We start from the raw sequence: 13,702 nt of genomic DNA on the forward strand, positions 1-13,702 counted from the left end.
TGCCGGGGCACGGCACCACGGCACTGGTAATGACGTTCCGCCCGGTCACGACTTGCCCGCAATCCACAGGCTCGCGAAGACCAACGCGACGATGCCGACCAGGAAGATCGCGATGCCCTCGGTCGACGGGCCGTACCGGCCCAGGTTGAAACCGCCCTGGTCCTGGTCGTGCTTCAGGGTCTCCTGGATGTAGGCGATGATGTCCGCCTTCTGCTCCGGAGTGATCTGGTTGTCGCCGAAGACCGGCATGTTCTGCGGGCCGCTCAGCATGGCGGCGTAGATCTGCCGGTCGCTGGCCGGCTTCAGGCTCGGGGCGTACTTGCCGGAGGAGAGCGCGCCGCCGCCACCGCCGAAGGCGTGGCACTGCGAGCAGTTGATCCGGAACAGCTCGCCGCCGGTCGCCAGGTCGGCGCCCTCACGCAGGTCGCCCTGGGGGACCTCCGGGCCGCCGCCGAGCTCCTGGACGTACTGGCCGAGCTGGCGCACCTGCTCGTCGGTGAAGACCGGGGGCTTGCGCATGGCCTGCGCCTCCTGGCGGGCCATCGGCATGCGGCCGGTGCCGACCTGGAACTCCACCGAGGCGGCGCCGACACCGACCAGGCTCGGGCCACGACCCTCGACGCCCTGCGCGTTGCGACCGTGGCAGGTCACGCAGCTCACGTCGAACAGCGCCTTGCCCTCGGCCGCGGCGCCGGTCAGCGGCGGGTTTTCCTGCGCCTGCACGCCGGGGGCGAAGACGGTGTAGGCGCCGCCGGCCAGCGTCAGCGCGGCGATCAGCCGGACCGCGGCGCCCAGCCGGCGGCGGCCCCTGCTGCGCGCCACGGGCCGCCCGCGCAGCCGCGCGAGCAGACCGCGTCGGCGGTCGTTGTCAGAAGTCATGACCTGTGTCCTTAACCGGTTGGACCTTGTCTCAGGGGACGGAGCAGCGGCGCGGTACGTGACGCGCCAAGATCACTGAAGCCAGTAGATCATGGCGTAGAGCCCGATCCACACCACGTCGACGAAGTGCCAGTAGTACGACACGACGATCGCCGACGTGGCCTGCGCCGGGGTGAACCGGCCCATGGTGGTGCGGATCATGAAGATGATGAAGGCGATCAGACCGCCGGTCACGTGCAGACCGTGGAAGCCGGTGGTCAGGTAGAACATCGACCCGTAACCGTCTTCGTTGATCTTGATGCCCTCGTGCACCAGCTCGCGGTACTCGTTGACCTGGCCGAGCACGAAGATCAGGCCCATCACGAAGGTGATCGTGAACCAGCGCCGCAGGGCGTGGACGTCACCCTTCTCGGCCGCGAAGACACCGAGCTGGCAGGTCACCGAGGAGAGCACCAGGATCACCGTGAAGGTGGTCGCATAGGGGATGTTCAGTGCCTCGGTGTGCTTCTCCCACTGCTCCGGCGCCGCCGCGCGGATGGAGAAGTACATCGCGAACAGCGCCGCGAAGAACATGAGTTCGCTGGAGAGCCACACGATCGTCCCGACGCTGACCATGTTGGGTCGCGTCAGGGAGTGGATCCGGCTCTTGTCAATGGCTGGGGCCGCAGTCACGCGGTCATTATTGCCCTTGACCGGGGCGGGCGATCAGCGGGGGGCCCAAACCGGGGCCAGGGATGGCCCGATCGTGGCGGTCCGGTTCGCCTGGCCTAGCCTGAAAAGCGTGCTGCACGTCGATTCGATCTTCGCCGCCACCTCGGCAGGCTCGGCGGCCGTCCTCGCGGCCGGGGGCGACCCCGTCCCGCCGCCGTTCACCGTCGCCCGGATCTTCACCGAGGTCCAGCTCGACAGCTGGCTGACCCTGGGCCTCCTGCTCGCCGCCGGCCTCTACCTCTACGGCGTGTACCGGCTGCGGCTGCGCGGCGACCGCTGGCCACTGGTGCGGACGGTCTTCTTCCTCGGCCCGGGCCTCGGCGGCATCGCCGCGGTCACGCTCAGTGGGCTGGGCGCGTACGACACCACGCTGCTGTCGGTGCACATGATCCAGCACATGGCGCTGTCCATGGTCTCCCCGATCTTCCTGGCCCTGGGCGCCCCGGTCACCCTGGCCCTGCGCACCCTGCCCGTACGCCCGCGCAAGCGGCTGCTGGCGGTCGTGCACAGCCGGATCGTGAAGATCTACAGCTTCCCGCTGGTGGCGTTCGCCATCTTCGTGGTGAACCCGTTCGCGCTCTACTTCACCGACCTGTACCGCTACACCCTGGAACACGCCTGGGCGCACGAGCTGGTGCACGCGCACTTCATCGCCACCGGCTGCGTGTTCTTCTGGCCGCTGCTCGGCCTCGACCCGCTGCCCGGACGCTGGCCGTACCCGGCCCGGGCGCTGCTGATGCTGCTGTCGGTGCCGTTCCACACGGTGCTCGGGCTCACCATCATGCAGAGCAGCACGCTGTTCGGCGGTGACTGGTACCCCTCGCTCGACCTCGCCTGGTCGGACCCGTGGAGCGACCAGGTGGTGGCCGGCGGCGTCCTCTGGGCCGGCGGCGAGTTCGTGAGTGTGACCATGCTCGCGGTGCTGGTCGTGCAGTGGATCCGGCAGTCCGAGCGGGAGGCCCGCCGCCTCGACCGTGAGCTGGACCGCCAGGAGGCCCGCGAGCGCGCCGCCGACCCCGCCGCGACCGCTGCTCCGACCCCCGGCGCACCGGCCTGACCTGCACCGACGTCCCGCCCGGCCGCACCCGGCGGGCGGGACGTCGGGTACGCCACACCGAACGGTACGATCAGCCGGCAGCTACGAGGTGGGAGCCGATCCAGCGATGAGTGAGCGCAGCGAGCGAATCATCAGGCTCAGTGCAGGGGCGCCTCGGCACGGCACGGAACGAAGCGGAGAGCCGGCATGAGCGATCGTCAGTGCACCGTCCTGCTCTACAGCGACGACCCCAAGGTCCGGGACCGGATGCGGCTGGCCGTCGGCACCCGCCCCGCCCCCGGCCTGGTGCTCGAATTCGTCGAGGCGTCCGACTACGCCGGGTGCATCCGGCTGGTCGACGACTACGAGATCGACCTCATGCTGCTCGACGGCGAGGCCAACCCGGGCGGCGGCCTCGGCATCGCCCGCCAGATCAAGGACGACCGGGACGACGCCCCGCCGACCTGCGTGGTGATCGCCCGCGCCGCGGACCGGTGGCTCGCCGCGTACGCCCAGGTCGACGCGACGCTGATGCACCCGCTCGACCCGGTGACCACCGGCACCACGATCGCCGAACTGCTGCGCACGCACGCCGCCGCCTGAGTCACCGCGCCCGGCGGCTCCCCAGGCGCCCGGGTCGACGGGCGCCCGATCCCGTCCCACCCGCACCCCACGCCTGCTCGGGAGGCTCACCATGGGCGAACGGACCTGGCCGCTTCTGCTCAACGCGCTGCTGCGCGGCGAGGAGCTCTCCACCGCCGACACCGCGTGGGCGATGGACGAGATCATGGCCGGTGCGGCCGGTCCGGCCCAGATCGCCGGCTTCGCGGTGGCGCTGCGCGCCAAGGGCGAGACGCCGGCCGAGCTGGCCGGCCTGGTCGAGGCGATGCTGGGCCGCTCGGTCGAGGTGGTGCTCCCCGAGGAGCTGCGCCGCAACGCGCTGGACGTGGTGGGCACCGGCGGTGACCTCGCCCACACCGTGAACATCTCCACGATGACCGCCCTGGTGGTGGCCGGCGCCGGCGTACGCGTGGTCAAGCACGGCAACCGGGCCGCCTCCTCGTCCTGCGGCACCGCGGACCTGCTGGAGTTCCTCGGCGTCCCGCTGGACCTGGCACCCGAACAGGTCGCCCGGTGCGTGGCGGAGGTGGGCATCGGGTTCTGCTTCGCCCCCCGGTTCCACCCGGGGATGCGGCACGCCGGGCCGGTCCGCCGCGAGGTCGGTGTGCCGACCTTCTTCAACTTCCTCGGCCCGCTGACCAATCCGGGCCGGCCCCGGTCGGGCGCGGTCGGTTGCTTCGACGCCCGGATGGCCCCGGTGATGGCCGGCGTGTTCGCCGCCCGGGGCGACTCGGCGATCGTGATGCGCGGCGAGGACGGGCTCGACGAGTTCACCACCGCCGCCCCGACCCGGGTCTGGGTGGCCCAGCAGGGCACCGTCAGAGAGGCGCTGCTGGACGCGACCGACCTCGGGGTACCCCGATCCACCCTCGCCGACCTGCGGGGCGGGGACGCGGCGTTCAACGCCGACGTGGCCCGCCGGCTGCTGGCGGGCGAGACCGGTCCGGTGCGCGACGCGGTCCTGGTGAACTCCGCCGCCGCGCTGGCCACCCAGGGTCGGCTCGACGGCGACCTGACCGAGGCGCTGCGGGCCGGGATGGACCGGGCCGCCGAGTCGATCGACTCGGGCGCGGCGGCCGGCGTCCTGGAGCGCTGGATCGAGCTGGCCCGCTCCCTCTGAACCTGGCGGCCCGTCGAGGGGTGGGTGGCGCGGCCGGAGCTGTCGGAGGGACGTGCGAAACTACACGGGAGTAATTTTCCGTTTTCCACCGATGGCGGCGATGCCCGTCGGCGGACACCGGAGCGAGAGGAGACGCCCGTGTCGGACCGCGAACTCTACTGCGACACCTGCGAGGGCGTTCAGCCGTTCGAGGCCCCACCCTGCGTCGACGGTCACGGCGTCGACTGCCCCGAGCTGGTCTGCACCGGCTGCGGCGCCGCCGTGCTGATCGCCACCTTCGCCTTCCGCGCCCCGCATCTGGCCGAGCGGCGGCACCGCCGCCCGGCACCCCGCCGGCACGCCGCCTGAGACAACGCCGAAGGCCCGCCTTCCCCGGGAGGAAGGCGGGCCTTCGGGCGTCGTCAGCTCAGTGCTCGGCGGTGCGCCGGGTGCCGGTGTAGTACTCGAAGAGCAGGCCGCACGCCGCGAAGATCACCGCGACCAGGCCGGCGCCCAGCAGCCAGAACTGCCAGTACGCCAGGCCCAGACCGGCCAGCGCGGCGGCCAGCGCCAAGCCGAGCGGCCAGTAGCTGCCCGGGCTGAAGAAGCCCACCTCGCCCGCGCCGTCGGCGATCTCGCCGTCCGGCCGGTCCTCCGGCCGCAGGTCGATCCGGCGGGAGACGAACCAGAAGAAGCCACCGCACATCGCGCAGAGCAGGAACGACAGCAGCAGAGCCACCGTGCCGATCCACTCGACCTGGCCGCCGGAGTCGCCCCAGGTCCAGACGCCGTAGAGGATCGTCGCGCCGAGCAGGAACGCGCCGATGATCAGGAAGATACGCCACTCGGTCTTCATGCCGGATCCCTCAGTTTCCCGCGCCGGACGAGACGGCGTCGTCCGGGTTGAAGTTGGCCGTGTCGCGGCGGGTCTGGAACGGCTCGGTGGTCTGCGCGTACGGCTCCTCGCCGATGGCGGTCAGCGCCTCCTGCGTCGACTTGCCGTCACGCTTGGCGGCCAGGAACCGGTCGTACTCCTCCGGGGAGACGACGCGCAGCTCGAAGTTCATGAAGGCGTGGTAGGTGCCGCAGAGCTCGGCGCAGCGACCGACGTACGCGCCCTCGGTCTCCAGCTTCGAGACCTCGAAGACGTTGCGGACGTTGCCGGGGAAGACGTCCCGCTTGAACAGCAGCTCCGGCACCCAGAAGGAGTGGACGACATCGCGGCTGGTCTCCTCGAAGCGGATCGACCGGTCGGTCGGCAGGACCAGGATCGGGATGACCTCGCTGGTGCCGAGGACCGACGCCACGGTGTTGGCGTCCTCGCCCTGCCCGTCGCGGTAGTTGAACTGCCAGTTCCACTTGAAGGCGACGACCTCGACGGTGACGTCGGGGTTCTTCGTCGTGCGCACCACGCCGGTCTGGACGACCGCCGTGTAGTAGAAGAGCACGGAGACGACCAGGATCGGCGCGATGGTGTAGAGGAACTCCATCGGCAGGTTGTACCGGGTCTGCACCGGCAGCTCGTTGCCCCGCTTGCGGTAGCGCACGACGCACCAGAAGATCAGGCCCCACACGAAGACGCCGACCGCGAGGGCGGCCACGCAGGAGGCGATCCACAGGTCGTACATCCGCTGCGACTCCGGCGTGATGCCGCCCTGGGGCCAGCCGAAGCCGCCCACCGCCGAGCCGACGTCACAACCGGTGAGCAGAACCAGCAGCGCAGCTCCGCCGAGGCCGAGCCCGGCGAGCCGACCAGCACCACGCCGCCGGCGTCCACCGGCTCCTGGGGAAGCGCTGTGCCGTACGGCCGACGGCCGTACCTCCGAACTCCTTGCGACCACCTGGTCCTGCCTCCCTAGCGCGCCGCGGGGCTTTTGTCATCAGCACCGACGGCAAAGGCGTCACCGACGGTCGCAGATTACTCGACCATGACGGGCTCGACCGTCTTGGGGTCACTGTCCGCCCCCATCGGGGGGCTCTTGGGCATACCGACGCAATGGCGTGGGCATCCGTGAGCGCGAGGAGTGAGCCGCCCCTGCGAGCCCCGCAGCCGCGAACAACAACGGCACCGTGAGCGCGAGGAGTGAGCCGCCCCTGCGAGCCCCGCAGCCGCGAACAAGAATGGCACCGTGAGTCCCTCCCCGGTATACCTGGACGCGGCCACCGCCGCACCGCTGCACCCGGTCGCCCGGCAGGCGCTGCTGGCCGCCCTCGACGACGGCTGGGCCGACCCCGGCAAGCTGTACACGCAGGCCCGGCGGGCCCGCCAACTCCTCGACGCCGCCCGCGAGGCCACCGCGGCCACGCTCGGCGTCCGCACCGACGAACTCTCCTTCACCCCCAGCGGTACGACCGCCGCGCACTCCGCGGTGCTCGGCGGCCTGGCCGGGCGACGGCGGGCCGGGGCGGTGCTGGTGCACTCCGCGATCGAGCACTCGGCGGTGCTGCACGCCGCCGAGCGGCACCTGACCGGCGGCGGGACGGCCACCCCCGTGCCGGTGGACCGGCTCGGCCGGCTCGACCTCACCGCCTGGGCCGCTGCCGTCCGCGCCCCCGGGGTCGCGCTCGCCGCGCTGATCGCCGCCAGCCACGAGGTGGGCACCGTCCAGCCGGTCGCGGCGGCCGCGGAACTCTGCGCCGGGGCCGGCGTCCCGCTGTACGTGGACGCGGCCCAGGTCGTCGGGCGGACGGCGGTGCCGCAGGGCTGGTCGGTGCTGACCGCGAGCGCGCACAAGTGGGGCGGCCCACCCGGCGTCGGGCTGCTGGTGGTGCGCAAGGGCGCCCGCTGGGAGTCGCCGTGGCCGGCCGACGAGCGGGAGTCGGGGCGTACCCCCGGGGTGTTGAACCTGCCGGCGGTCGTGGCGGCGGCGGCGAGCCTGCGCGCGGCGGCCGCCGACGCGGCGGCCGAGGCGGCCCGGCTGACGCCGCTGGTGGACCGGATCCGCGCCCGGGTGGCGGCGGAGGTGCCGGACGTGGAGGTGGTCGGTGACCCGGTGGACCGCCTCCCCCACCTGGTGACCTTCTCCTGTCTGTACGTCGACGGCGAGGTGCTGCTGCACGCGCTGGACCGGCGGGGCTTCGCGGTCTCCTCCGGCTCGTCCTGCACCTCCTCGACGCTGCGCCCGTCGCATGTGCTGGAGGCGATGGGGGTGCTCTCGCACGGCAACGTCCGGGTGTCGCTGCACCGGGAGACGACCGAGGCGGACGTCGAGCGGTTCCTGGCCGAGCTGCCCGGGATCGTCGCCGACCTGCGCGCCGAGGCGGGGGTGGTGGGGCTGTGACCGAGCCCGTCGAGGTGCTCGACTGCCGGGGCCAGCGCTGCCCGCTGCCGGTCATCGCGCTGGCCCGTCGGCTGCCCGACCTGCCGGTCGGCGCGGTGCTGCGGGTGCTCGCCGACGACCCGGCCGCCGCGGTCGACATCCCCGCCTGGTGCCGCATGCGCGACCAGGACTTCCTCGCCGCCCACCCCGACGCCTACGACGTCCGTCGCGCCACCTGACGTCGTCCGCGCCCGCCCGTCACCCGCGATCTTGCACTTACGGCCTCCGGAATACCGGTTATGCCCGTTGCGCCCGGGCCGCAAGTGCAAGATCGCGGGGTGCTGAGCCGCGTGGCGGGCGGGTCAGGGAAGCAGGTGGGGTCGGACGTCCTCGGCGGCGTCGTCGCCGTACGACTCGGCCATACGCTTGACGAACAGGTCGCGGCGTACCTCGTACTCCTGGGTGCCGACGGTCTCCAGCACCAGCGTGGCCAGCAGCGAGCCGACCTGGGCGGCGCGCTCCAGACCCAGCCCCCAGGACAGGGCGGTGAAGAAGCCGGCCCGGAAGCCGTCCCCGACACCGGTCGGGTCGACGGCCTGGATCTCCCGGGCGATCGGCACGTGGATGGTCTCGAAGTCCCGGCCGGCGATCTCCGCGCCGTCCTTGCCCAGCGTGGTGACCCGGACCTTCACCCGGTCCAGCAACTGGGCGTCGGAGAGGCCGACCTTGCTCTGCAGCAGCGACTTCTCGTAGTCGTTGGTCATCAGGTAGTCGGCGCCGTCGATCAGGCCGAGCACGTCCTCGCCGCCCATCCGGGCGAGCTGCTGGGACGGGTCGGCGACGAAGGCGTAGCCGCGCTCCCGGCACTCGGCGGAGTGGCGAATCATCGCCTCGGGGTCGTTCGCGCCGACCAGCACCAGGTCGAGGCCGCCGAGCCGCTGCGCCACCGGGGACAGCTCGATGTTGCGGGCCTCGCTCATCGCCCCGGCGTAGAAGGAGGCGATCTGGCACATGTCGGTGTCGGTGGTGCAGACGAAGCGGGCGGTGTGCGCCACCTCGCTGATGTGCACGGAGTCGCAGTCGACGCCGTGCCGCTCCAGCCAGGAGCGGTAGTCGGCGAAGTCGGCGCCGACCGCGCCGAGCAGGATCGGACGCAGCCCGAGCTGGGCCATGCCGAAGGCGATGTTGGCCGCGACCCCGCCCCGGCGCAGCACCAGGTCGTCCACGAGGAACGACAGCGACACCTTGTGCAGCTGGTCGGCGATGAACTGGTCGGCGAAGCGACCGGGGAAGTTCATCAGGTGGTCGGTCGCGATCGAGCCGGTCACGGCGATCTTCATGTCAACCCTCGGGGTCGGGAGCACGGCGCCGGTCAGCCTACCGGTCCGGACAGACGGACGGTCGAGGGTCGGTCGACGACGTATCACCCGCCGCTCGTGCACGCCCCGCCCGGCCGTCACCGCCCGTTACGCCGACCGCGCCCGCGCCGCCGGATCACCCTGCCCAGGCCCGGCGCAGACGACAGCGGGGCCGCCCCGGAGGACGGCCCCGCCGCACGACGGCGGTGTCGACTCAGCTGAACGAGTCGCCGCAGGCGCAGGAGTTGCCCGCGTTCGGGTTGTCGATGGTGAAGCCCTGGGCGTCGATGCGGTCGGCGAAGTCGATGGTCGCCCCGGCCAGGTAGGGGGCGCTCATCCGGTCGACGACGACCTCGACACCGTCGAAGTCGGAGACGACGTCACCGTCGAGCGACCGCTCGTCGAAGAAGAGCTGGTACCGCAGGCCGGAGCAGCCACCGGGCTGCACCGCGACACGGAGCCGCAGGTCGTCGCGGCCCTCCTGCTCGATCAGGGCCTTGACCTTCTGCGCCGCGACGTCGGTGAGGACGACGGAAGTAGGGGCCTGGGCCTCGGTCGACTCGGTCTGCGCTGGCGTGGTCACGTGGAAATCTCCCTGCGCGGTATTGGTCCGGACGCACTGGCCAACATCGCATGTCGTCCAGTGATTCCCGGTGTGGTCCGGATCCGATGGTACGCCGCCGCGGCCGTGACCACCTCAGGTGGCGTGGGCACCGCCGCAGGTGACCGGCCGGCAGGGGCGCCTCAGCGGCTCCACTGCCGGGCCAGCCGGGCGCCCAGCGCCCGCAGTCCCTCCGCCGGTCGGCCCATCGCCGCCTCCACCCCGCCGTGCTCCTCCCCGCCGAAGTGCTCCACCAGGCTGTACGCGTCGGTGACGCCGGCCGCGGCAGCCTCCCGCCTCCCGGTGCTCACCCGTCCCGCCAGCACCACACAGGGCACCCCCCGGTCCCGGGCCGCACCAGCCACCCCGGCGACCACCTTGCCGCGCAACGACTGGTGGTCGAACGAGCCCTCCCCGGTGATCACCAGGTCGGCGGCGTCGAGGGCGGCGTCCAGCCCGATCGCCCGGGTGACCAGGTCGATACCGGACTCGCACCGCCCGCCGAGGGCGAGGATCGCCGCGCCGAGCCCGCCGGCCGCACCGCCGCCGGGCAGCGCGCCCAGTCCGGGCGGGCAGCCCGGCAGGTCCTTCTCCAGCACGGCGGCCCAGCGCTCCAGCGCGGCGTCGAGCAGCAGCACGTCCTCGCGGCTGGCCCCCTTCTGCGGGCCGTACACGTTGCTGGCGCCGTGCAGCCCGAGCAACGGGTTGTCCACGTCGGTGGCGGCGACCAGGGTGGCCCCGCGCAGCCGGGGCACGCCGTCGAGCGCGGCGACCCCGGCCAGCGCCGCCCCGCCGTACGGCAGGGCCCGACCGGCGTCGTCGATCGGGGTTCCGCCGAGCGCGGTGACCATGCCGGCCCCGCCGTCGTTGGTGCCGGAACCGCCCAGGCCGACGACCACGGTGCGGGCTCCCCGCTCGACGGCGGCGGTGACCAGCGTCCCCAGCCCGTACGAGGTGGTGGCCTTCGGGTCGCGTTCGGCGGCGGCGAGCAGGTGCAGCCCGCACGCCTGGGCGCTCTCCAGGTAGGCGGTGCCGTCGTCGGTGAGCAGGATCTCACCGGCGGCGGGCCGGCCGAGCGGGTCGACGGTGGGCACCGGGATCCGCCGGCCACCGAGCGCGTCGGCGAGCACCGCGACGAACCCCGGCCCGCCGTCGGCGAGCGGTCTGATCAGCAGGTCGTCGCCGGCGGCGACGTCGCGCCACCCCTCGGCGACGGCGGTGGCGACCTCCTGGGCCGCCAGGGTGCCGGCGAACTTGTCCGGACAGAGCAGCACGCGCATGCCTGGCAGTGTGGCAGCCCACACCGGCGGAGGCCGCGTCGCCGCCACGCTGTGGGACCATGGGAGGCGTGACTTCGACCTGGGTTGAGCCCTCCAACACCGCCACTGCGCTGCTGCTCCTCGGCCGCGGCAGCGACCCCGCCACCGAGCGTGGCGTGGAGTGTCCGGGTGACCTGCCGGCGCCGAGCGACCCCGACCTGGTGGCCCGGGCGGCGGCGGCCAAGGCCGCGCTCGGCACGAAGGTCTTCGTGCTGGGCCACCACTACCAGCGCGACGAGGTGATCCAGTTCGCCGACGTCACCGGCGACTCGTTCAAGCTGGCCCGCGAGGCGGCCGCCCGGCCGGACGCGGAGTACATCGTCTTCTGCGGCGTGCACTTCATGGCCGAGAGCGCCGACATCCTCACCTCGGACGCGCAGAAGGTGATCCTGCCCGACCTGGCCGCCGGCTGCTCGATGGCCGACATGGCGGTGCTGTCGCAGGTCGAGACCGCCTGGGACGTGCTGACCGAACTGGGCGTCGCGGCCGACACCGTCCCGGTGACGTACATGAACTCCTCGGCGGACATCAAGGGCTTCGTCGGGCGCAACGGCGGCCTGGTCTGCACCTCGTCGAACGCGAAGCGGGCCTTGGACTGGGCGTACCAGCAGGGCGGGAAGGTGCTCTTCCTGCCCGACCAGCACCTGGGCCGCAACACCGCCGTGCTGGAGATGGGCCTCTCGCTGGACGACTGCGTGCTGTACGACCCGCACAAGCCGAACGGCGGGCTCACCGAACAGCAGCTGCGCGACGCGAAGATGATCCTGTGGCGCGGGCACTGCTCGGTGCACGGTCGCTTCACCCTGGACAGCGTCAACGAGGTACGCGAGCGGGTGCCCGGGGTCAACGTGCTGGTCCACCCGGAGTGCCGGCACGAGGTGGTCACCGCCGCCGATCACGTCGGTTCGACGGAGTACATCATCAAGACCATCGAGGCGGCTCCGGCCGGCTCGGCGTGGGCGGTGGGCACCGAGCTGAACCTGGTCCGCCGGCTGGCGCTGGCCCACCCGGACAAGCAGATCATGTTCCTGGACAAGGCGGTCTGCTACTGCTCGACGATGAACCGGATCGACCTGCCGCACCTGGTCTGGGCGCTGGAGGAGCTGGCCGCCGGTCGGGTGGTCAACCAGATCACCGTGGACCGGGACACCGCGCACCACGCGCGGGTGGCGCTGGACCAGATGCTCGCGCTGCCCGGCGCGGACACCCCGCCCCCCGCGGCGGCCTGATCACGGACGGTCACATCACTGGTACGGATACGCACCGGAAACCCCGGTTCGTGCCGTACTCGGTGATGTGACCGATTCCATTTTCGTCACCGAGGGCTATGCTGCCGGAGCGACGACACATTCGCGGGCGGTTTTGCGCCCATCCCGATGCGGGTAGCTGACAGCCGAACCGGTTCGCAGGCCCGATCCTCGACACAGGCACCACCCGACGCGCTGGAGGTTGCGTTGACCGATGACGTCCTGGTCGTACACGGAGGTACTCCGCTCGAAGGGCGGATCCGCGTGCGCGGCGCGAAGAACCTCGTCTCCAAGGCGATGGTCGCCGCCCTGCTGGGCGACACCCCCAGCCGGTTGTTCGACGTGCCGCGCATCCGTGACGTCGAGGTCGTCCGGGGCCTGCTCGGCCTGCACGGGGTGAAGGTCAGCGACGGCGCGGAGGAGGGCGAACTCGTCTTCGACCCGGCGAACGTCGAGAGCGCCAGCACCGACCAGATCAACGTGCACGCCGGCTCCAGCCGGATCCCGATCCTGTTCTGCGGCCCGCTGCTGCACCGGCTCGGGCACGCCTTCATCCCGGACCTGGGCGGCTGCCACATCGGGCCGCGCCCGATCGACTTCCACCTGCAGGCGCTGCGGGAGTTCGGCGCGACGGTGGAGAAGACCCCGGAAGGGCTGCACCTGTCGGCGCCGAACGGGCTGCACGGCACCAAGTTCGCCCTGCCGTACCCGAGCGTGGGCGCGACCGAGCAGGTGCTGCTCACCGCGGTGATGGCCGAGGGCGTCACCGAACTGCGCAACGCCGCCGTCGAGCCGGAGATCATCGACCTGATCTGCATCCTGCAGAAGATGGGCGCGATCATCAAGGTGCACACCGACCGGGTGATCGAGATCCAGGGCGTGAAGCGGCTCAGCGGCTACACCCACCGGCCGATCCCGGACCGGATCGAGGCGGCGAGCTGGGCGGCGGCCGCGCTGGCCACCCGCGGTCACGTCGAGGTGCTCGGCGCGCAGCAGGTCGACATGATGACCTTCCTGAACATCTTCCGCTCGGTCGGCGGCGCGTACGAGGTCACCGACTCCCGTCCGCCGAAGCTGGGCGACGCCGGTCAGGAGGGCGGCATCCGGTTCTGGCACCCGGGCGGCGAACTCAACGCGGTGGCGTTGGAGACCGACGTGCACCCGGGCTTCATGACCGACTGGCAGCAGCCGCTGGTCGTCGCGCTGACCCAGGCCCGCGGCCTGTCGATCGTCCACGAGACGGTCTACGAGCAGCGGCTGGGCTACACCGAGGCGCTGAACAGCATGGGCGCCAACATCCAGGTCTACCGGGACTGCCTCGGCGGCACCCCGTGCCGCTTCGGCCGGCGCAACTTCAAGCACTCCGCGGTGATCGCCGGCCCGAGCAAGCTGCACGCGGCCGACCTGGTCATCCCGGACCTGCGCGCCGGATTCAGCCACCTGATCGCCGCGCTCGCCGCCGAGGGCACCTCCCGGGTGTACGGCGTCGACCTGATCAACCGGGGCTACGAGGACTTCGAGGCGAAGCTGGCCAGCCTGGGCGCGCACGTCGAGCGTCCGTAACGCGAGTC

General features: G+C 72.1%; 15 protein-coding genes. 8 read left to right on the plus strand and 7 right to left on the minus strand.

Annotation, left to right across the window (positions count from 1 at the left end; genetic code table 11):
* Positions 1-45 precede the first annotated feature (45 nt).
* Both qcrC and ctaE read right to left on the minus strand, forming a co-directional pair.
* Positions 46-879 carry a cytochrome bc1 complex diheme cytochrome c subunit gene (gene qcrC, locus GA0070560_RS03975; protein ID WP_091291438.1) on the minus strand — a complete coding sequence of 278 codons (834 nt, stop codon included), beginning with the start codon at positions 877-879 and terminating at the stop codon, positions 46-48.
* 72 nt (positions 880-951) lie between these two features.
* A complete protein-coding gene (gene ctaE / locus GA0070560_RS03980; RefSeq protein WP_091291440.1) occupies positions 952-1,551 on the minus strand; it encodes an aa3-type cytochrome oxidase subunit III in 600 nt (199 codons plus the stop codon).
* Positions 1,552-1,660: 109 nt separating this feature from the next.
* On the opposite strand from ctaE, the gene GA0070560_RS03985 reads away from it, so the two are divergent.
* The 4 genes from GA0070560_RS03985 (at position 1,661) to GA0070560_RS04000 (ending at position 4,715) form a co-directional block, all read left to right on the plus strand.
* The gene (locus GA0070560_RS03985) at positions 1,661-2,647 is read left to right on the plus strand and encodes a cytochrome c oxidase assembly protein (protein ID WP_091291442.1); all 987 of its coding nucleotides are present in this window, start codon (positions 1,661-1,663) and stop codon (positions 2,645-2,647) included.
* A 186-nt stretch (positions 2,648-2,833) separates the two neighbouring features.
* The gene (locus GA0070560_RS03990) at positions 2,834-3,229 is read left to right on the plus strand and encodes a hypothetical protein (RefSeq protein WP_091291444.1); all 396 of its coding nucleotides are present in this window, start codon (positions 2,834-2,836) and stop codon (positions 3,227-3,229) included.
* Between the two features lie 91 nt (positions 3,230-3,320).
* A complete protein-coding gene (gene trpD / locus GA0070560_RS03995; protein ID WP_091291446.1) occupies positions 3,321-4,367 on the plus strand; it encodes an anthranilate phosphoribosyltransferase in 1,047 nt (348 codons plus the stop codon).
* A 138-nt stretch (positions 4,368-4,505) separates the two neighbouring features.
* The gene (locus GA0070560_RS04000; RefSeq protein WP_091291448.1) at positions 4,506-4,715 is read left to right on the plus strand and encodes a hypothetical protein; all 210 of its coding nucleotides are present in this window, start codon (positions 4,506-4,508) and stop codon (positions 4,713-4,715) included.
* Positions 4,716-4,773: 58 nt separating this feature from the next.
* On the opposite strand, the gene GA0070560_RS04005 is transcribed toward GA0070560_RS04000, so the two are convergent.
* On the minus strand, positions 4,774-5,202 hold the full coding sequence (locus tag GA0070560_RS04005) for a cytochrome c oxidase subunit 4 (RefSeq protein ID WP_091291450.1): 429 nt from the start codon (positions 5,200-5,202) through the stop codon (positions 4,774-4,776).
* A gap of 10 nt (positions 5,203-5,212) precedes the next feature.
* On the minus strand, positions 5,213-6,187 hold the full coding sequence (gene ctaC, locus GA0070560_RS04010; RefSeq protein ID WP_091291451.1) for an aa3-type cytochrome oxidase subunit II: 975 nt from the start codon (positions 6,185-6,187) through the stop codon (positions 5,213-5,215).
* Positions 6,188-6,475: 288 nt separating this feature from the next.
* Between ctaC and GA0070560_RS04015 the strand changes: the two genes are divergently transcribed.
* Together GA0070560_RS04015 and GA0070560_RS04020 are read left to right on the plus strand one after the other, a co-directional pair.
* Complete coding sequence (locus tag GA0070560_RS04015) at positions 6,476-7,627, plus strand: cysteine desulfurase family protein (protein WP_091291453.1); 1,152 nt, start codon at positions 6,476-6,478, stop codon at positions 7,625-7,627.
* A complete protein-coding gene (locus GA0070560_RS04020; protein WP_091291455.1) occupies positions 7,624-7,845 on the plus strand; it encodes a sulfurtransferase TusA family protein in 222 nt (73 codons plus the stop codon). The genes GA0070560_RS04015 and GA0070560_RS04020 overlap by 4 nt, the downstream gene beginning before the upstream one ends.
* Before the next feature lie 123 nt (positions 7,846-7,968).
* Here GA0070560_RS04020 and GA0070560_RS04025 read toward each other — a convergent pair whose 3' ends face one another.
* The 3 genes from GA0070560_RS04025 to GA0070560_RS04035 all read right to left on the minus strand — a co-directional run bounded on the left by GA0070560_RS04025 (position 7,969) and on the right by GA0070560_RS04035 (position 10,845).
* Positions 7,969-8,946, minus strand: a complete 978-nt coding sequence (locus GA0070560_RS04025) for a carbohydrate kinase family protein (RefSeq protein ID WP_091291457.1) — start codon at positions 8,944-8,946, stop codon at positions 7,969-7,971.
* 232 nt (positions 8,947-9,178) lie between these two features.
* On the minus strand, positions 9,179-9,547 hold the full coding sequence (erpA, locus tag GA0070560_RS04030) for an iron-sulfur cluster insertion protein ErpA (protein WP_088975347.1): 369 nt from the start codon (positions 9,545-9,547) through the stop codon (positions 9,179-9,181).
* 161 nt (positions 9,548-9,708) lie between these two features.
* On the minus strand, positions 9,709-10,845 hold the full coding sequence (locus GA0070560_RS04035; RefSeq protein WP_091291460.1) for a glycerate kinase family protein: 1,137 nt from the start codon (positions 10,843-10,845) through the stop codon (positions 9,709-9,711).
* Positions 10,846-10,913: 68 nt separating this feature from the next.
* Here GA0070560_RS04035 and nadA point away from each other — a divergent pair, with 68 nt between their 5' ends.
* Entirely contained in the window at positions 10,914-12,113 is a 1,200-nt protein-coding gene (gene nadA / locus GA0070560_RS04040) for a quinolinate synthase NadA (protein WP_091291935.1), read from the plus strand.
* 225 nt (positions 12,114-12,338) lie between these two features.
* Positions 12,339-13,694 carry a UDP-N-acetylglucosamine 1-carboxyvinyltransferase gene (murA, locus tag GA0070560_RS04045; RefSeq protein ID WP_091291463.1) on the plus strand — a complete coding sequence of 452 codons (1,356 nt, stop codon included), beginning with the start codon at positions 12,339-12,341 and terminating at the stop codon, positions 13,692-13,694.
* Positions 13,695-13,702: the final 8 nt, after the last annotated feature.

This window comes from Micromonospora halophytica (assembly GCF_900090245.1).
GTDB classification, from domain to species: domain Bacteria; phylum Actinomycetota; class Actinomycetes; order Mycobacteriales; family Micromonosporaceae; genus Micromonospora; species Micromonospora halophytica.

Coding starts and splice junctions, on each gene's coding strand:
- qcrC (WP_091291438.1), bottom strand. CDS start 879: ATGACTTCTGACAACGACCGCCGACGCGGTCTGCTCGCGCGGCTGCGC.
- GA0070560_RS03990 (WP_091291444.1), top strand. CDS start 2,834: ATGAGCGATCGTCAGTGCACCGTCCTGCTCTACAGCGACGACCCCAAG.
- trpD (WP_091291446.1), top strand. CDS start 3,321: ATGGGCGAACGGACCTGGCCGCTTCTGCTCAACGCGCTGCTGCGCGGC.
- GA0070560_RS04005 (WP_091291450.1), bottom strand. CDS start 5,202: ATGAAGACCGAGTGGCGTATCTTCCTGATCATCGGCGCGTTCCTGCTC.
- GA0070560_RS04025 (WP_091291457.1), bottom strand. CDS start 8,946: ATGAAGATCGCCGTGACCGGCTCGATCGCGACCGACCACCTGATGAAC.
- GA0070560_RS04035 (WP_091291460.1), bottom strand. CDS start 10,845: ATGCGCGTGCTGCTCTGTCCGGACAAGTTCGCCGGCACCCTGGCGGCC.